Genomic DNA, 18,673 nt, shown 5'->3' with positions numbered 1-18,673 from the left:
AGCAAACGAGTGTAGGCTATATTTTATTATGTATAGCAGGGATTTAGATATCGAAAAATTAAAAAGGATTTATATAACTTGCTACATATTCACTTATTCGTTCTAGCGAATACTAAAATTCTTTGTTATTTTTAACGAGGTTCTTTATAGTATAGATATAAGCTTTTTCAAGATATACAAGGTTACTAATATGAATTAAATACAATTAAGAAGCTTCATTTTACATAACAAGAGGGTGTGTATACAATGTCATTACAGTCAAAATATTTAGCGGGTATTTCACTTGGGGTTATGGGGGTAGGTTTTGCAGCAACAATCCCTTTTCAAGGAGCGGTAGCAGGGGAGATTATACAAGGTGGATTTGAGGCTGGATTAGTTGGTGGACTTGCCGATTGGTTTGCGGTTACAGCTTTATTTCGTCATCCGATGGGTATTCCCATTCCGCATACAGCTTTATTACCTAAAAACCGGAAACGGGTTACAAAAGGACTCATTTCTACATTAGAGAATGAGTGGTTGACGAAGGAAAGTATCACAAATAAAGTGAAAGAAATGCAGTTAGCACAAATGGTATTACAGGTTGCTGAGAGAGAGTTGCAATCCGATAGCGTGAAGAAAGGGATTGTTACAATTGTTGAAAAGGCGATTCTTCAAATTGATACCGAAAAACTAGCTACTGTAATTGAAAAAGAATTAAAAACATATTTGCATACGATTAATACAGGAAACATATTGGAAATCCTTATTAATCAATTAGTTGTACAAGAATATGATGAAAAAACGCTTGATTACATGTTGGTAAAAGCGAAAGAATGGACAGCTCAAGATGAAGCTCGTTATCAGCTTGGAAGTTTAGGTATGAAAGCAATGGAAAATATAAAAGTGGATGGATTTTTGCAGTTTACTCTTAAATCTTTCATGAATATTGTAGATGAAGAGAAAATCGGAAACATTTTGCAGAAGTTTGTGATTAGTAATATTAGTAGTTTGCAAAATCCAGATAATAGTACAAGACAACTTATATTAATGAAAATTCGCCAAGAACTTATTAATGTGAAGGGGAATGAATCGGTATTACAGGAATTGGAGAATTGGAAAGAAAGCTGGATTACAAATTGGAATGCTGCTGACAAAATAAAAGAATTGCTAGGACAAGCACAGGAAAGAGCAGTGGCTTTTATTAAAAAAGAAGAGTTTGCAGATCAATATCTTCATCCATTTTTAACAAAACAAATGAACAAAGTGAAAGAAGACCCAGTAACAGTTCAAAAAATAGAAGATTGGTTGCAAAAGCAAATTGTAAACCTTGTTGAAAATAATCATTCTAAAATCGGAAAGCTTGTACAAGAAAATCTTGATAAGCTAGACGATCAAACATTGATTGAAATGATTGAAAATAACCTCGGTAAAGATTTGCAATGGATCCGTGTGAATGGTGCTGTTTGTGGCTTTATAATTGGATTAGTTTTAGAAGGAATTAAAGCACTTATATAGGAAAGAACCTTCCATATGATATGAAATCCATGTGGAAGGTTTTTTATCCTCAGAAGTTTCCTTCTTCAATTATATGCTACAGTTTTATTTTTCAAGAACGCTTATGTCTATATTATACGCTGTTTGAATGTTTAGCTGATGTGTCCCGTTTCCGAGCTTTAGTGTGTTTTTATACCATTGTTCTTGCTGATTTGAATCGGGATTCTCTTCTGAAGTATTATTTTCTGTTTTCGTTAGTTTTTCTACATGTTCCCAAGGTGTATTCCCACGGGAATCTTTTTGGTTTGTTACTGCTGATAGTGTTATGTCGCTATCTTTTACAAGATGAACAGACACGTTTGATCTTTCTTGTACAGACCAATTGCTTTGTAATTGGCCTGGGTAAAGAGAGAGTTCTCTTTCAGAACCGCGAATTTCCACGTTTTTATTTTGCGGGAGGAAAAGTGTTGCTGTCATTTTTGACTGCGAAGCAAAGAATTTATGGTGAACAGGTAAAGATTTTAATGTCACATACATTGTTTCACCAACTGTGTGAATGGCAATGAAATCGTCCTGCTTTAGTTTATTCTTTTCATTTGCTTTCATAGTCATTTCATATGTTCCTAATAACTGCACTTTATTAATGTTGCTACCTTCTATTGTAAGAGGAGTATTACTCGTATCAACTACAATCCTTTTAATAGAATCAGGGATGTCATGTTGCACTTCTGGAATGTTATTCGTTTGTTCAGTTGTTCCAATGGAATTACGAATCTCCTCTAGCAATCCAGTGGATAATAAGAAATAGAATGCAATTCCAACTGTTCCTAATACACCAATAAAGAAAATGCTAAATATATCATATTTAATCATAGGCTGATCTTTTTTAGAGAATGTAATATATAGTAAAATTTCAATACCGAGCACAATGAAAAGAATAGGCCACCATGCTATGAAGTTATCAAATACTTGTAAACCTTTTATCGTGGAGAATAATAAGAAACAACCTAATGTGATAATTGAAATCCCCATAGATATCGTTCCTACACGCCATGTTCTCATTCTTTAGCACCACCTTTTTCTTCCTTATTCCCTAGTAATAATTTAAGGCCACCGCCAACTAAAAGGAGGGTAACGATAGATGTTTGGAAATAGCGATAATAGAATTCGTTAATATGAATATTAAATATAGTAGCAAAATAATCGTCAAAAATAGGGAGGAGTGTTTGATCCAATAAATAATAGCATCCTAACCCGATGAGTCCGATGCCCAGCCATTTTTGATGATTAATAAAATAATCGATAATAGGTGTGTCTTGTAAGTCTTCTTTTCCGTATTTGGATGTTTGCTGTAATGTATCGAAAAAGCTATAAAACCAAATGATAGGTACTAAAAATAAGAAGGCTGATAGTCTTAATAAATCAAGCATATAAATGGCAAGTAAAAAGGCTGCCATTAGCTGAAGACCGCGGCGCTGTAAGCCTAAATACATATGACCGGCTCCAGGGAACATTGCTAAAATAGAAGCAAATGTTTTACTTTTCTTTCCTTGTTCTCGGTGCTCCTCAAAATCTTCGAAAATAGTACGATCGACTAATATTTCGCCACGTTCTTTTTTCTGCAGCTGCTGGACGGCATCGAAGAAATTATAAATCCATAGAACAGGTAACGTAGCGAGAAAGATAAGAAAGCTTTCACGGGCTGTTAATAGTGTAACGAATATAATCATGCTACCTAGCCCTGTAAAAGCGACTAAAAATGTAAGTCCACGTTGCATAAGTCCTAATTGAAAATGCCCAAGTCCAGGGATGATGGATAAGAGAATGATATAAAATCGTTCACTTTCACGTGCTGATTCTTGCGTTCGGTCTTTCTCTTTTTTCCATGACTGATTCACTATAGAAATAATTAAGTCTAGTATATTTATTCCCCATACAAGTGCTAATAAAAATAGGATAAGGAAAATTATATCGCTATGCCCGAAGTTAATAATAAATCCTACCGCAGCAATGAATAGTAATAATGAACAACCACTATATATAATAAAACGCCCAATCCGCTGTAAATATAAATGTCCGAGCCCGGGTATTAGCCCTAAAACTAGTGCTAAAAATGGGTTTTTATTCATGTTTTGAACCTCCGTTCGTTTTTGATGTGTGTATCGTTTTGTTTAAAATTTGTTTTGAAATCGAAACCCCACTTTGTTTGGAAGATTGTTCAAAACTAGAAGTTACTGTGAAAATATAATGGAATAAACCGCTTGCCATAAAAATTAAAGTAGCTGCAGTTGCAATTATGTAGTGAATGAGCGTACTTTTTATTTGTCTTGGTTGTTTCTTACTCATTTTTTCTTCAGATTCTAAGGCTTCAAAGTTGATTTGCTCCATAACTTCATTTGTAAATGAATCATCATTTATCATTGGAAGGTTTTCATTTTGTTCATCAATGATTTCCATATAAAGTGCTAAACAATGATCACATTCATAAAGATGTTGTTCCATAGATTCGCGTTCACTGTTTGATAGAAGGTCTAAAATATAATTGCACCAAGCTTCTTTTGAAAAATGCGTCATAAAAAATCTTCCTCCTTCCAATGTTTTTTTATCCACTTTCTTGCTCTGTAAAGCTTCATTTCCACTGTTTTGACTTCAGCATTTTGTTGAGCAGCGATTTCTTGATAACTTTTTTCTTCTAAGTAATGTGCGAGAACGACATCACGATAATTCTTTGGAAGTTCTCTTAGTTTTTGAGCAATCAGCAACTTTTGATCTTTCGTCAGTAACAATGCCTCAATATTATGAGAGGATTTTATATCTTCTTGCGTTTCTTTTGATAAGGAGAGTTCTTCATTTTCCCTTGCTTTCTTTCTCTTATAATCAATGGCATGATTTGTAGCAATCCGCGTTATCCATGTTTTTAATCCGCGGAATTGATAATTAGGGAGAGAAGCGTGGATCTTTACGAACACTTCTTGTGTGACATCTTGGGCATCTTCTTGATGTCTTAAAATAGCAAAAATAACTTGAAAAATATAATGGCGGTATGTTTCAACAAGGATGCGAAAAGCATGTTCACTTCCTTGTTGTGCTTTTTCAACTAATCGTCTTTCTTCAATTGTTCTCTCCCTCCTTTTTGACGCATTCTATCATATAGACGTAAGAAATGATAAGTCACCCTACACATTATGTAAAAAAGAATAATATATTTTAAGAGAGGAGACTACTTCAAAAAAGTGTGAAAAAATGGTATGGAGAAGTATATAATGAGCAATAGGGAGATGTTACATGGAGAAAGGATGTGAATGTTAGTAGGAGAATTTCCGTACTAACAAGCATGAAAATAAAAATATTAATAGCTGATGATAACTCTTTTATTAGAGAAGGCATGAAGATTATTTTAAGTACATACGAAGAATTTGAAGTGTTAGAAACGGTAAATGATGGGAAAGGGGCTCTAGATTATTGCAAAAAACATGATGTAGATGTTGCACTTTTAGATGTCCGTATGCCAAATATGAATGGCGTAGAGGCGACAAAGTTAATTTGTGAGGAGACAAAAACGAAGCCGCTTATTTTAACGACATTTGATGACGATGAGTATATTTTGGAGGCAGTAAAAAACGGAGCGAAAGGTTATTTACTGAAAAATAACGATCCAGAGCGTATTCGTGATGCAATAAAAGGAGTATATAACGGTCAAACTGTTATGCAAGATGTTGTTCTTGATAAAATTAAGAGTAATTTACTAGAAAATAAAGAAACAGAGTCTAAAATAGATAAGAGCCTTTTTACAGAAAGGGAACTTAGTATTATTGCATTAATTGCAAAAGGATTTTCTAATAAAGAAATTTCGAAGCAACTTTTCATATCAGAAGGAACGATTGCAAATTATATTACATCTATTTTAGGGAAAACGGGACTTGAGCATCGCACACAAATCGCGATTTACTATTTAACAGGGAAAGTAGACTAGTGATATGGAATTTTGGTTAACTTTAAGTAAATTTATTGTTTTTTTATATATTGTGTTCAGCTATATTCATTTAAATGTTACAAACTTACCGTGGATTATACTTACTTTGCTTATATATCTTTCTATAAATGTGATGATTTCTATATTAAAAAAAGATACGTACAATAAGGTTTTAATCTGCGTGTCAGTTGGCGTAATCATACTGTTTACGTGGAAGATTCATCCGTTTTTTATTTTGTTTTTACCTTTGAACTTATATGAAATTGCAAATTATTATATAGAAAAGAAATGGTTAATCTTTTTCATTATGATCCTTCCTATTATTTTTATAGGTGAAGGTATTCAAATGACGTATGGACTTATTAGTACATTTTGTTTTTTTTCCTTAACGATGGCCCACGGCTATATAGCACGATTATTAAAACTCGAAATGCAAAATGATAAAATGAGAAAAGACATACAAAGACTTACGAAAAGTTTAAATGAAAATAAAGATTACATAAGGCAATCAGAATACACATTTAAGTTAGAGGAGAGAAACCGATTATCACAAGAAATTCATGATAAAATTGGTCATTCCATGACAGGCGCACTTATTCAAATGGAAGCAGCAAAGAGATTAATGGAAATCGATAAAGACAAGGCTGCGGAGTTACTACAAAATGCGATTTATATTTCTAAAGATGGTATTGAAAGTATTAGGCTTACCCTTAAAAATATGAAGCCACCAACTGAACAAATGGGGATTCATCGTATGAAATTATTCATAGATGAATTTGCGAGCAAGCATGATATCCAAATTCCGTTTGTGTATAAAGGAAATTTGGACACAATTTCTCCGATCCAATGGAAGATCATTGGTGAAAATGTTACGGAGGCGTTAAGGAATACGATGAAATACGCTGATGCGACGATTATTTCAATCGATATTCATGTGCTTAACAAGATGGTCAAGGTGCAGGTGAAGGATAACGGGAAAGGTGGCGTTCTTGTTAAAAAAGGCCTCGGTATTATTGGGATGGAGGAGAGAACAGCGTCCGTTAATGGCAAGATTATTGTAGATGGAACCAATGGTTTTTCTGTAACAATGTTGTTGCCGATTCAGTAAGACATGATTGAGATGAATGATCTCATATGAAAAAAGTGAATATTCTCATGTGAAAAGAATGAACTTCTGCACTGAGCAGGTTCATTCTTTTTGTTTATAATAACAGCAGAGAAAACGAAATAGGGGTGAAATGATGAATACATTGGAAATTAAAAATTTAACGAAAAAATTTGGTGATTTCATCGCGGTAGATAATATGTCTTTATCTATTAAAGAAGGAGAAATATTTGGACTTTTAGGATCGAATGGTGCTGGTAAGAGTACAACGATAAATATGATTGCTGGTCTGTTAAGAAGTAATGAAGGTGAAATCAGCATACTAGGAAAAAATATAAAGAAAAATAATCGATTTGCGAAAATGAACATCGGTATTGTTCCACAAGATATAGCAATATATGAAGAGCTAACCGCCTATGAAAATGTGAAATTCTTTGCCGGATTGTACGGACTAAGAGGGGCTGAGCTAAAAGCGAGAGTAGAGGAAGCACTTCAATTTGTGGGGCTTAGTGATAAACATAAAAGCTACCCGAAAAACTTTTCTGGCGGGATGAAAAGAAGGCTGAATATCGCTTGTGCAATCGCTCATAGACCGAAGTTAATTATTATGGATGAACCGACAGTTGGAATTGATCCGCAGTCAAGAAATTATATCCTTCAGTCTGTCCGGAAATTAAATGAAATGGGAAGCACCATTATTTATACGAGTCACTACATGGAAGAAGTAGAAGAGATTTGTACGAAAATAGCAATTGTAGATCACGGTAAAGTAATTGCAGAAGGAACGAAAGAACAGTTAAAAGGGATTATTACAGATACGAAAGACGTTTGGATTGAAGTGAAGTCAGTAGAAAATCTAGACGTTGAAAAATTAAAAGAGATAAACGGTGTGAAAGCTGTTCAAATTGAAGAGAACGTAATTAAAGTAAATTCTGATACAGGATTAAATAATTTAAATAAAATTATTCAACACTTTATTAATCATGACATTGAAATTCGCTCGTTAGAGGAGCAGGCTCCGAATTTAGAAACGGTATTCCTTACATTGACCGGAAGAAACTTACGAGATAAATAAAGTGATTTTAAGAATAGAAAAGGGAGGTTCATCGATTGAACATCTTCAATATTGCAGTTATGCACATTAAAAGAGATTTCAGGGACGTAAGAACTTTAGTTTTTATGTTAGCATTTCCGATTGTGCTTATGCTTGTATTAGGAACAGCGTTAAGTAACGCATTTAATAGCGATAGTCATTCGATTAAAGATATACAAGTGCTTTATAAAAATGAAGCGAGTAGCATGTTTTCTCAATCATTTGAAGAATTTACTAAAGAGGTCGATAAATCGGGAATCCATTTTAAAAAAGCTTCCGAAGGTATAGATGGGAAAGAAGAAGTGAAGCAAAATAAATATGCTGCATATGTAGAATTGAATAAAGATGGTGCGAAATTTTATGGAAGCGACAGAAGTAGTATTGAAGGAAGTATTGTTGAAGGAATGCTTACGACATTTGTTGATAAGTACAATGTAGCAGTTGAAGTTGCAAAAATAGATCCAAGTAAGGTTAGCTTAGTTATTTCAAACGGAAATCATAATGATTATATTAAAGAAACATCTTTACAAACTGCTAAAAAACCAGGTTCTATGGATTACTTTGCGGTTGTAATGACGACAATGATTGCACTGTATGCTGCAATGGGGGCGAGTTTTTTAATTCGAGGAGAACGAATACGTAAAACAGGGGATCGTTTAATTGCAGCACCTATAAGTAAGGCTGAAATTTTCATTGGGAAAGTGCTGGGTAGTCTTGTAGCAAATGCACTTTGTCTATTACTCATCGTTTTATTTAGTAAATTTGTTTTTCAAGCGAATTGGGGCGACCATCTTGGAATCATATTTATTATTTTACTAACAGAAGTCTTTCTAGCAATTAGCTTCGGTTTAGGAATCGGATATATTACAAAAACAGGTGAGGCATCTAGAGCGATTATTATGGTTGTTGTGCAATTAGCTTCTATTTTTGGCGGTGCTTATTTCGTAGTGGAAGAAAATGTTGTTACGAATTTATCGCCATTAACGTGGGCCAACACAGCCATTATGAAAATTATTTATGCAAATGACATAGGGGCGGCGCTACCGGTAATATCTTTAAACCTCGGAATTTCAGCACTCTTTTTATTAATTGCGATTATTGCATTACGTAGACGGGAGGGGCTATAGTATGAAAGATATTTTATGGCTCATACAAAAAACGTTATCTGTACTTCTGAAAAATAAAAAAGGGTTACTAATCATTATTAGCTTGCCGATAATAGGAACGCTCATCTCCTTTTCGATATATGGAAATGTAGGGCAAGGAACGTTAAATATCGGGGTTATAAATAAAGAAAATCAGCCTATAGCAAATGATACAGTGAAATTTTTAGAAGGATTAAATCATGTAAATGTAAGTAAAGTTAAGGAGTCTGAAGTAGAAGATAAACTCACTTCAAAAAAACTTGATGGTGTTATTACATTAGAGTCCGGTTTTTCGGAAAGTGTTCTAGAAGGGAAACCGAGCCATATTGAGATTTCATCGATTAAAGGCGATCAAGTAACGGGGTTTATAAAATCATATTTATATAACTATGTTGATAACATCGCTGCGATTAGTAAAGTGGCAGGTGCGGATCAAAGTACGTTTAATAATATGTATGCAGGGTATCAAAAAAGTTCATTTAAAGTAAAGTCTGAGACACTTGAAGATACTTCGAAAAATAAGGATATGACAAATCAAACGATTGGTTATCTTATCATGTTTATGCTATTTTCAGCGGCGAACTTATCAGGATTTATTTTAAAAGAAAAAGAGAACAGAACGTATTTTAGATTATTATCGACACCGATAAATGGAAAGAAATTTATATTATCTAATGTCGCGGTGAATATGATTATATTAACAGTGCAAATTGTAATTGCAGTATTATTTATGACGAATGTTTTTCATACGAATATAAATATGCCTTTCACAGTGATGATTGGTGTACTCATGATATTTGCTTTAATCGCAATTGGTTTGTCTTTAGTAATTGTATCTTTTGCGAAAAATTCAACTGCTTCAAATGCGATGCAAAATGTCGTTATTGTACCGACATGTTTATTAGCGGGATGTTATTTTCCATATGATATCATGCCGAAAACAGTACAAAAAATAGCTGATTTTTTACCGCAACGCTGGCTAATGGACACGATTTCGAAATTGCAGCAAGGAATTCCGTTTTCAGAGTTGTATTTAAATATTTTAATCTTATTCGCCTTTGCGATAGCATTCTTCTTAATTGCGATTTATAAGTTTGGGCGGAATAATGATGCGAGGAATTTTATTTAATAGAAAGGATGCGGTATGATGCCGCATCCTTTTTTATGTGTTAGTAAATTAAAGTATCCTTTGTAATATGGGCTGCTTTTATATAAAACTTCATTATGAGAGCCATGCACTATATATTTCTCACCATCTAAAAGGAAAACGCTATTCGTAATGGTATTTCCATCACCTAATTTTGTAAGAATATCTCCTACAACTTTACCATCTGCCCATATTATTTTGGAATGTGAGGGGATCACTTGTAAATATTGAATCGTTTCTTTCGTATCCCATATTTTCTAACATCATGATGAAAGGCCCATATACAAATGTAGCTAATCCGAAGCTCCAATTACCTGTACCCGGAATAATAACATTGCTCATAGAACTAAAAAGTCCCGGAACAAAGACGATGGGTCGTTTTCTTTTATTGGTTTTCATAGTCTCCACCTCTTTATATGGATATTTTTCTCATAACAATGGCTGAACATAAAGCTGTATGTAAGGAAAGTGAATGAAATAAGCATTAAAATCAGATTTTGTTGAAGACTACATAAAATAGATGACTTTGAGTGGAAGGAAACTGAGATGGTGAAAAAAATACTACGTGTTACTGCTATTATCATTAGCATAGTGATTCTCCTTGTGATTTGGATGCATATTGACGTAACACTGGGAAGAAAAATAGAAGCTGAGAAAAATCGCTTGAAGGAATATGCTCCTCATTATAGTGATTTTCAATTATATGTAGAGGGGGAATCACTATATCGTCAGCTCTTTTCTGATATAAAAGGAGCAAAAAATTATATATTCACTTATTTCTATATTATTTCGGATGATAAAAGCAGCCATACGTTTTTAAAATTGTTAAAGGAAAAGGCGAAAGAAGGGGTAGAAGTATATTTATCAATTGATTGGATTAACGATCTATCTTTTGAAAGAAAGTTAAAAGATGAATTGCAGGCAAGTGGCGTTCATTTTACGTATAGTAGAAAACCGGAATTTCCATTCTTTTTTTATTCGCTTCATCACCGGAATCATCGTCGCATTACAACAATAGATGGAAAAGTTGGTTATACTGGAGGCTTCAACATAGGTGATGAATACTTAGGAAAAGACAAGCGTTTCGGATACTGGAGAGATTACCATGTACGAGTACAGGGAGAGGGAGTAACGGATTTAGAAGAGCAATTTGCATTAGATTGGAAACGGGACACTTCAGAAGAAATGAAGCGGACAGTTCAGCGGGCAGTTAAAGGAAACACGTTACATACTATGTTTAGTTATAATGGTCATGGGGTTATTGCGAAATATATTTCTCTCATAAATCAGGCCAAACATTCTATTGTGATTGCTACACCGTATTTTATACCGCGAGATCAAAAACTCATGGATGCATTAATTCAGGCTCGAAAGCGTGGTGTATCTGTAAAAATACTTTGGTCTTATAAACCAGATGTACCTCTTATTAAAGAAGCGGCGTATCCGTATATTCGTCAATCTGTCGAGAATGGGATTACAGTATATGGTTATAAAAAGGGTATGTTCCATGGGAAGTTAATACTTATTGATAATGAAACAACCATTATTGGTACAACAAATTTTACTTCGCGAAGCTTTCATATAAATGATGAAATGGATTTGTATATACATGGTGGTTCCATTATTAAAGAAGTGAATGACGCATTAGTACAAGATTTTCATGATTCAAAAGAAATGACAACAGCCTTTTTTGAATCATTATCTTTTTTTGAGCGTTGTAAGGAGAAAGTAGCAAGGTTGTTTAGTTTTTACTTATAAGAAGTGGGTGGCGATAGGAAAGGGATACGGTAGGATGTCGTATCCTTTTTTTTATGAATGTGAAAAGGAGATGATAGTATTTTGCATTTTTAGGTTTACTTGCCTTTTTCTTCTTGATATTGTTTTGGTATGAAACACAATATTTTAATATGGAGAGGTGCCTGTGAAATGTGGTGTGGTGTTTAATGATGAGGAATATATGTAAATTCATTACGGTCTATATATATATGGTATTAGTACAGTATGCATTTAATACGTTAGTAGAGCAGGGAGTACTAGTTAAAAACTATGTGTATCTGTTAATTACAGCACCTATTCTGTTCATTGGAGTATTTAGTATTTTGTATATTTTTGAGCAGGGTGCTAAGGTTAAGAAGTAGAACGTGATATGCATATTGAAACGATATGGGAGAAAAGGGATGTAATGCACACCCCTTTTATTAATAAGAAATATTTAATTTTCATGTACAAGCTTAGTAACATCATCATTTATTAATGTTCCAACATTTTCACCTAAACATATTTTCTTCATAACTCCCGGTTCATCAAAATTAAAGACATGTACTGGTAATTGATAGTCGCGAGCAAGTAATAAGGCAGATTGGTCCATTACTTGTATATTGTGCTGAACGACATCATTATAATTGAGTTTTCGATACATTTTTGCTGATTTATTTCGTTTTGGATCACTTGTGAAGACGCCGTCTACTCCTTGTTTTGCGACCAAAATGGCATCGCTATTCATTTCGATTGCTCGTTGTACACTTGGATAATCCGTTGTAACGAAAGGTTGCCCATTTCCACCGCCAAAAATGACGATATATCCTTTTTCTAAGTGATGTACAGCTCGTAAACGAATATAAGGTTCTGCGACTGCTGTAAAGGGGATAGATGTCATAACGCGTACTTCTGTATCTGTTTTACTTGTTAATACTCCCCGAAGCATAAGACTATTAATAATTGTGCCTAAAGTCCCGATATTGTCTGCTTCAACACGGTCAATCCCCCATTCTTCGGCTAAGTTTCCTCTGAAAATGTTCCCTCCGCCAATGACAATTGAGACTTCGATACCTAAATCAACAATGGATAAAATTTCAGTCGCGATATGCTCTAAACGTTTGGAGCCAAAGCTATTTCCGTCTTGATCAGCAAGCGCGCCTCCGCTTAATTTAATTAAAATACGTTTGTATGGTTTCATGAAAATCCCCCCTATATAGATGGCAATAAAAAAGGAACAAAGGCGGGTGCCCTTGTTCCTTACTAAAAAAAGAAATAGAAAAGAAATAGATATAATGAATTCCTTCACGTAATTTTTCATAACATCCACTCCTTTTCATTTTAATTAGTTTCGATTCGAATAAATATATCTTTTAGATTATACAAAATAATCTGATGTTTCATCAAGGTTATTTTATTTCTTTTTTTACGAAATAGTGTCAATGAATATTTTAAGAAAAAAATTAGTATTTTTTGTGACAAACTTGTAGGTTTTTGTCTGATTTTGTAGGTTCGCCTATATTATGTGAGTAAGCTTTTATAAATAAAATACAAATTGAAAGCGTTCGCATGAAGGGGATGAAAATACATGAAAAAATTCGGATTGGCAACACAAATATTTGTCGCACTTGTTTTAGGGATTGTAGTAGGGGCAATCTTCTATGGCAATAAAACGGCAATTTCTTATATCACACCAATTGGGGATATATTTATTCATTTAATTAAAATGATTGTAGTACCGATTGTTATTTCAGCGCTGATTGTTGCAGTAGCTGGCGTAGGTGATATGAAGAAGCTAGGAAAATTAGGCGGTAAGACAATTCTTTACTTTGAAATTATCACAACGATTGCGATTTTGATGGGATTACTTGCAGCTAACGTGTTCCAGCCAGGTACAGGCGTGGATATGAATAACTTGCAGCAAAGTGATATTTCAGCATATAAGCAAACGGCTGATGCAACACAGAAAAAAGGTTTTGCAGAAACAATTGTTCACATTGTACCAAAGAACGTATTTGAATCAATTGCACAAGGCGATCTATTACCAATTATTTTCTTCTCAGTTTTATTTGGTTTAGGAGTTGCGGCGATTGGTGAAAAAGGAAAGCCTGTGTTTAACTTCTTTGAAGGTGTACTTGAAGCAATGTTTTGGGTCACAAACCAAGTTATGAAATTTGCTCCATTCGGTGTATTTGCATTAATTGCTGTTACAGTTGCAAAGTTTGGCGTAGGAACACTTCTTCCTTTAGGAAAATTAGTGCTAGCTGTGTATGTAACTGTTATACTATTCGTTATTGTTGTATTAGGTATTAATGCGCGAATGGTAGGAGTAAACATTTTTACATTAATGAAAATTTTAAAAGAAGAGCTTATTCTTTCATTTACAACAGCAAGTTCAGAAGCTGTTTTACCTAATATTATGAGGAAAATGGAAGAGTTCGGTTGTCCGAAGGCCGTTGCCTCTTTTGTTATTCCGACAGGTTACACATTTAATTTAACTGGCTCAGCGATTTACCAAGCGTTAGCAGCATTGTTCGTTGCACAAATGTATGGTGTACACATGTCATTGACGGAGCAGATTACGCTATTATTCGTTCTCATGCTGACATCAAAAGGTATGGCAGGAGTTCCTGGTGCATCATTTGTTGTTGTACTTGCAACATTAGGCTCAATGGGATTACCGCTCGAAGGAATCGCGTTAATTGCTGGTATTGACCGCATTTTGGATATGATTCGCTCAGCTGTCAATGTATTAGGAAATGCATTAGCAGCCATTGTTATGTCGAAGTGGGAAGGCGAATTTGATCATGAGAAAGCAAAACAATATGTAGAAACAGTCAAACAAACAGAAGCAGCATAAGAAATAGATGAGGAGTGAGTATTGATGGCAACATTAACTGAAACTACAAAAAATATGCGAATTGAAAAAGACTTTTTAGGTGAAAAAGAAGTACCGATGCATGCTTATTATGGAGTTCAAACAATGCGTGCTGTAGAGAACTTTCCGATTACAGGATATAAAATCCATGAAGGTTTAATTAAGGCACTTGCGATTGTTAAAAAAGCGGCTGCACTTGCGAACACGGATGTAGGACGATTGGAATTGAAAAAGGGCGGTGCTATTGCAGAAGCGGCGCAAGAAATTCTTGAAGGAAAATGGCATGATCATTTTATTGTTGACCCAATTCAGGGCGGTGCAGGAACTTCTATGAACATGAATGCAAATGAAGTCATTGCCAATCGTGCTCTTGAATTATTAGAGATGGAAAAGGGAGACTATCATTATATTAGTCCAAATAGCCATGTGAATATGGCGCAGTCAACAAATGATGCATTCCCAACAGCAATCCATATTGCAACATTAAATGCGTTGGAAGAATTATTACAAACGATGGGATATATGCATGACGTATTTGAATTAAAAGCAGGACAATTTGATCATGTTATTAAAATGGGACGTACACATTTACAAGACGCTGTGCCAATTCGTCTTGGACAAGAATTTAAGGCCTATGCTCGCGTTATTGAACGTGATATAAAACGAATTCAGCAATCTCGTCAACATTTATATGAAGTAAATATGGGAGCAACAGCAGTTGGTACAGGATTAAATGCAGATCCAGAGTACATTGAAGCAGTAGTGAAACATTTAGCTGCGATTAGTGAGTTACCTCTTGTTGGGGCGGAAGATTTAGTAGATGCAACGCAAAATACAGATGCATATACGGAAGTATCAGCTGCGCTGAAAGTATGTATGATGAATATGTCTAAAATTGCAAATGATCTTCGTTTAATGGCATCAGGCCCACGTGTTGGACTTGCAGAAATTATGCTACCAGCTCGTCAACCAGGATCATCTATTATGCCAGGAAAAGTAAACCCTGTTATGCCGGAAGTAATTAACCAAATCGCATTCCAAGTAATCGGTAACGACCATACGATTTGTCTTGCTTCAGAAGCTGGTCAATTAGAACTAAACGTTATGGAACCAGTACTTGTCTTTAACTTACTTCAATCAATTAGCATTATGAATAACGGTTTCCGTGCCTTTACAGATAATTGTCTAAAAGGAATTGAAGCAAATGAAGGGCGTTTGAAAGAATATGTTGAGAAAAGCGTAGGGATTATTACAGCTGTGAACCCTCATATTGGTTATGAAGCAGCGGCTCGCGTTGCAAAAGAAGCAATCGCAACTGGGCAGTCTGTAAGGGAGCTTTGCGTGAAAAATGGCGTTTTATCACAAGAAGAATTAGATTTAATTTTAGATCCATATGAAATGACACATCCAGGAATTGCGGGAGCAGCTCTTCTAAAGAAAAATTAAAAAAAGGGGGGACATTCCCCTCTTTTTTGTTTACAATATAGAAATGTTATATATAAATAAGGGTAGGGATGTTATGAGTAAATTTACGGTTTCCTCTAATGGAACATTAGAAACAACATTAAGAGGAGGAGAAGTATTGGCAACACCGCTTTTAAATAAAGGTGTCGCTTTCACGAAAGAAGAAAGAGAAGAACTAGGATTAAAAGGGTTATTACCGCCAGCGGTATTAACATTAGATGAACAAGCACGCCGTGCATATGAACAATTTTGTTCGCAGCCGGATGATTTATTAAAAAACGTATATTTAACAGCGTTACATGATCGAAATGAAGTGTTGTTTTATCGCTTATTAACAGATCATTTACGAGAGATGCTTCCAATTGTGTATACGCCAACTGTTGGTGTGGCAATTCAAAGATATAGTCATGAATATCGTAAGCCGCGCGGAGTTTATTTATCAATTAATGATCCTTCTGGTATTGAAGAAGCATTTTCTAATATTGGTGCAACAGCTGAAAATATTGATTTAGTCGTTGTAACAGATGGAGAAGGAATACTAGGAATTGGTGACTGGGGCGTTGGTGGTATTAATATCGCTATCGGAAAGTTAGCTGTTTATACGGCAGCAGTTGGAATCGATCCTAGTCGTGTATTACCTGTTATTTTAGATGTAGGAACGAACCGAGAGGATTTATTAAATAATCCGTTTTATATTGGAAACCGTCATCCGCGTGTAACTGGTGAAGCTTACGATGAATTTATTGATACATTTGTACAAGCGGTAGGCAATAAGTTCCCGAAAGCACTTTTACATTGGGAAGACTTTAGTTCACGTAATGCACGCAAAATTTTAGATAAATACCGTCATGACATATGTACGTTTAATGATGATATTCAGGGTACAGGTGCAGTTTCACTTGCTGCAGTATTATCAGCCGTGGAAGCTTCAAGTGTCCCGCTTTGTGAACACCGCGTTGTTATCTTTGGTTCTGGTACGGCTGGAATCGGAATTACCGATCAAGTGCGAGATGCGATGATTCGCGCAGGATTATCGGAGAAAGAAGCAAACGAGCGTTTTTGGTGTATTGATCGTAACGGTTTACTTACAGATAATATGGAAGATCTTCTTGATTTCCAACGTCCATATGCACGTAAGGAATCTGAAGTGAATCAATGGAAACAAAGCGAAGTGATTGGACTTGCAGAAGTTGTGAAACATGTAAGGCCAACAATTTTAATTGGTACATCAACAGTAGCAGGTGCATTTACAGAGGAGATTGTAAAGGAAATGGCTTCTCATGTAGATAGACCTATTATTTTACCAATGTCTAATCCAACACCGCTTGCAGAAGCAAAACCAGTAGATTTAATCCATTGGACAGAAGGACGAGCGCTAGTGGCAACAGGAAGTCCATTTGAACCAGTTACATATAATGGTGTAACATATGTAATCGGGCAATCAAATAATGCACTTATCTTCCCAGGTCTTGGTCTTGGAACAATTGTTGTTCGTGCGAGCGTAATGACAGATGGTATGTTTGCAGCAGCGGCAGAGGCAGTCGCAAGCAAGGTAGATACAAGCAAGCCAGGAGCACCAATTCTTCCAGAAGTCGAAGAATTGCGTAACATTTCTGAGGCAGTTGCAATTGAAGTAGCGAAAGTTGCAGTTGCTGAAGGTGTAGCTCGTGAGAAACTTGATGATAACGATATCAAGGAAGCTGTGAAAAAAGCAATGTGGCAGCCTGTGTATCGTCAAATTAGAGCAGTCGAAAAGGTAAGAATATAGAAAGAAAGCCCGTTTATATGATAAGCGGGCTTTCCTTGTTCAATTTTTGAACAAACATATTTCATAAATAGGAAGTGGCATCTTTGAGTTGGAATCAATTATGGAAGAAAGATATGTCCCTTTTAATTATTTTGATGGTGGTTGTTCCGATTGCTGGAGAGTTAAATTTTCATCCGTTTAATGATACATTCCGTGTTAGTTTTGGGACGCCAATTTTTTTCTTTTTGCTATTGTTTTTACGGAAAATACCAGCTGCAGTAGCCGGTATACTTGTTGGGTTATCTGTAGTAGGGTTTCGAGTTTGTCTTGATTGGATGTTACAAGGGTCTTTTCATGTAACGGAGTCTTTTTATTTGCGTTATCCAGTTTTCTTCTATTATTTTGTTTATGGAAGTTTGTTTTCATTATGTAGAGTAAATAAATTTCATCAGAAACCATTTATAATCGGATGTCTTGGGATTACAATTGAGATGATAGCAAGCATGTCAGAACTTGCTTTTTATCATGTTTTAGTACTCGGTACGACAATAACTTTTTCTGAAGTAAATAAGCTCATCATTATCGCTATTTTTCGAAGCTTTTTTGCTCTTGGATTTTTGAATATGATGAACTTGTATGAAACGAAATTAAAAGAATTACAAATTCGGAAAGAAAATGAAAAAATGTTGATGCATCTTTCTAATTTATATGTAGAATCGGTTCATTTAAAAAAGACACTTCAAAATGCAGAGTTAATTACACAAGAAGCGTATCAATTATACCGAAATTTACAAGCGAGTGATGATGCAAGTAGCATAGAAATGCATAGTAAAAAAGCGCTAAAAATTGCTGGGGAAGTACACGAAATAAAAAAAGATAATCAAAGAATTTTT

16 protein-coding genes and 2 pseudogenes are annotated in these 18,673 nt (G+C 34.9%); 11 read left to right on the top strand and 7 right to left on the bottom strand.

Annotated features, from left to right (window positions below):
* The first annotated feature begins 246 nt into the window (after positions 1-246).
* A complete protein-coding gene (locus V7183_RS14630; protein WP_335359977.1) occupies positions 247-1,494 on the top strand; it encodes a DUF445 domain-containing protein in 1,248 nt (415 codons plus the stop codon).
* Between the two features lie 84 nt (positions 1,495-1,578).
* Here the strand turns inward: V7183_RS14630 and V7183_RS14625 are convergent, their stop codons facing one another.
* The 4 genes from V7183_RS14625 to V7183_RS14610 are packed head-to-tail and all read right to left on the bottom strand — an operon-like array spanning position 1,579 to position 4,532.
* Positions 1,579-2,535, bottom strand: a complete 957-nt coding sequence (locus tag V7183_RS14625; protein WP_335359976.1) for a LiaF transmembrane domain-containing protein — start codon at positions 2,533-2,535, stop codon at positions 1,579-1,581.
* Positions 2,532-3,602 (bottom strand): hypothetical protein, encoded by a 1,071-nt coding sequence (locus V7183_RS14620; RefSeq protein WP_335359975.1) that lies wholly within the window; start codon positions 3,600-3,602, stop codon positions 2,532-2,534. Before V7183_RS14620 ends, V7183_RS14625 begins: the two co-directional genes overlap by 4 nt.
* Positions 3,595-4,047 carry a hypothetical protein gene (locus V7183_RS14615; RefSeq protein ID WP_335359974.1) on the bottom strand — a complete coding sequence of 151 codons (453 nt, stop codon included), beginning with the start codon at positions 4,045-4,047 and terminating at the stop codon, positions 3,595-3,597. Before V7183_RS14615 ends, V7183_RS14620 begins: the two co-directional genes overlap by 8 nt.
* Positions 4,044-4,532 (bottom strand): RNA polymerase sigma factor, encoded by a 489-nt coding sequence (locus V7183_RS14610; RefSeq protein ID WP_335359982.1) that lies wholly within the window; start codon positions 4,530-4,532, stop codon positions 4,044-4,046. The genes V7183_RS14615 and V7183_RS14610 overlap by 4 nt, the downstream gene beginning before the upstream one ends.
* A gap of 275 nt (positions 4,533-4,807) precedes the next feature.
* Between V7183_RS14610 and V7183_RS14605 the strand changes: the two genes are divergently transcribed.
* The 5 genes from V7183_RS14605 to V7183_RS14585 all read left to right on the top strand — a co-directional run bounded on the left by V7183_RS14605 (position 4,808) and on the right by V7183_RS14585 (position 9,918).
* The gene (locus V7183_RS14605; RefSeq protein ID WP_335359981.1) at positions 4,808-5,446 is read left to right on the top strand and encodes a response regulator transcription factor; all 639 of its coding nucleotides are present in this window, start codon (positions 4,808-4,810) and stop codon (positions 5,444-5,446) included.
* A 4-nt stretch (positions 5,447-5,450) separates the two neighbouring features.
* Entirely contained in the window at positions 5,451-6,554 is a 1,104-nt protein-coding gene (locus V7183_RS14600; protein ID WP_335359973.1) for a sensor histidine kinase, read from the top strand.
* A gap of 133 nt (positions 6,555-6,687) precedes the next feature.
* On the top strand, positions 6,688-7,626 hold the full coding sequence (locus tag V7183_RS14595; RefSeq protein ID WP_335359972.1) for an ABC transporter ATP-binding protein: 939 nt from the start codon (positions 6,688-6,690) through the stop codon (positions 7,624-7,626).
* A gap of 35 nt (positions 7,627-7,661) precedes the next feature.
* Complete coding sequence (locus V7183_RS14590) at positions 7,662-8,771, top strand: ABC transporter permease (protein ID WP_335359971.1); 1,110 nt, start codon at positions 7,662-7,664, stop codon at positions 8,769-8,771.
* 1 nt (position 8,772) lies between these two features.
* A complete protein-coding gene (locus tag V7183_RS14585; protein WP_335359970.1) occupies positions 8,773-9,918 on the top strand; it encodes an ABC transporter permease in 1,146 nt (381 codons plus the stop codon).
* Positions 9,919-9,966: 48 nt separating this feature from the next.
* On the opposite strand, the pseudogene V7183_RS25975 reads toward V7183_RS14585, so the two are convergent.
* Positions 9,967-10,184 (bottom strand): annotated as a pseudogene (locus V7183_RS25975) (acetyltransferase); the annotation flags it as partial.
* Entirely contained in the window at positions 10,114-10,335 is a 222-nt protein-coding gene (locus V7183_RS25970) for a hypothetical protein (protein ID WP_373605239.1), read from the bottom strand. The gene V7183_RS25970 and the pseudogene V7183_RS25975, both read right to left, overlap by 71 nt.
* 147 nt (positions 10,336-10,482) lie before the next feature.
* Between V7183_RS25970 and cls the strand changes: the two genes are divergently transcribed.
* Positions 10,483-11,694 carry a cardiolipin synthase gene (cls, locus tag V7183_RS14575; protein ID WP_335359969.1) on the top strand — a complete coding sequence of 404 codons (1,212 nt, stop codon included), beginning with the start codon at positions 10,483-10,485 and terminating at the stop codon, positions 11,692-11,694.
* Positions 11,695-12,148: 454 nt separating this feature from the next.
* On the opposite strand, the gene pyrH is transcribed toward cls, so the two are convergent.
* Positions 12,149-12,892 carry a UMP kinase gene (pyrH, locus tag V7183_RS14570; RefSeq protein WP_335359968.1) on the bottom strand — a complete coding sequence of 248 codons (744 nt, stop codon included), beginning with the start codon at positions 12,890-12,892 and terminating at the stop codon, positions 12,149-12,151.
* Positions 12,893-13,279: 387 nt separating this feature from the next.
* Between pyrH and V7183_RS14565 the strand changes: the two genes are divergently transcribed.
* The 4 genes and pseudogenes from V7183_RS14565 to V7183_RS14550 all read left to right on the top strand — a co-directional run.
* The gene (locus tag V7183_RS14565; RefSeq protein ID WP_097896307.1) at positions 13,280-14,551 is read left to right on the top strand and encodes a cation:dicarboxylate symporter family transporter; all 1,272 of its coding nucleotides are present in this window, start codon (positions 13,280-13,282) and stop codon (positions 14,549-14,551) included.
* 24 nt (positions 14,552-14,575) lie between these two features.
* On the top strand, positions 14,576-16,015 hold the full coding sequence (gene aspA / locus V7183_RS14560) for an aspartate ammonia-lyase (RefSeq protein WP_097896309.1): 1,440 nt from the start codon (positions 14,576-14,578) through the stop codon (positions 16,013-16,015).
* A 52-nt stretch (positions 16,016-16,067) separates the two neighbouring features.
* The gene (gene malS, locus V7183_RS14555) at positions 16,068-17,801 is read left to right on the top strand and encodes an oxaloacetate-decarboxylating malate dehydrogenase (protein ID WP_335359980.1); all 1,734 of its coding nucleotides are present in this window, start codon (positions 16,068-16,070) and stop codon (positions 17,799-17,801) included.
* A 74-nt stretch (positions 17,802-17,875) separates the two neighbouring features.
* Positions 17,876-18,673 (top strand): annotated as a pseudogene (locus V7183_RS14550) (ATP-binding protein); the annotation flags it as partial.

This window comes from Bacillus sp. JJ1127 (assembly GCF_036965845.1).
GTDB lineage: Bacteria > Bacillota > Bacilli > Bacillales > Bacillaceae_G > Bacillus_A.
This window is presented reverse-complemented; position numbering and strand designations above follow the sequence as displayed.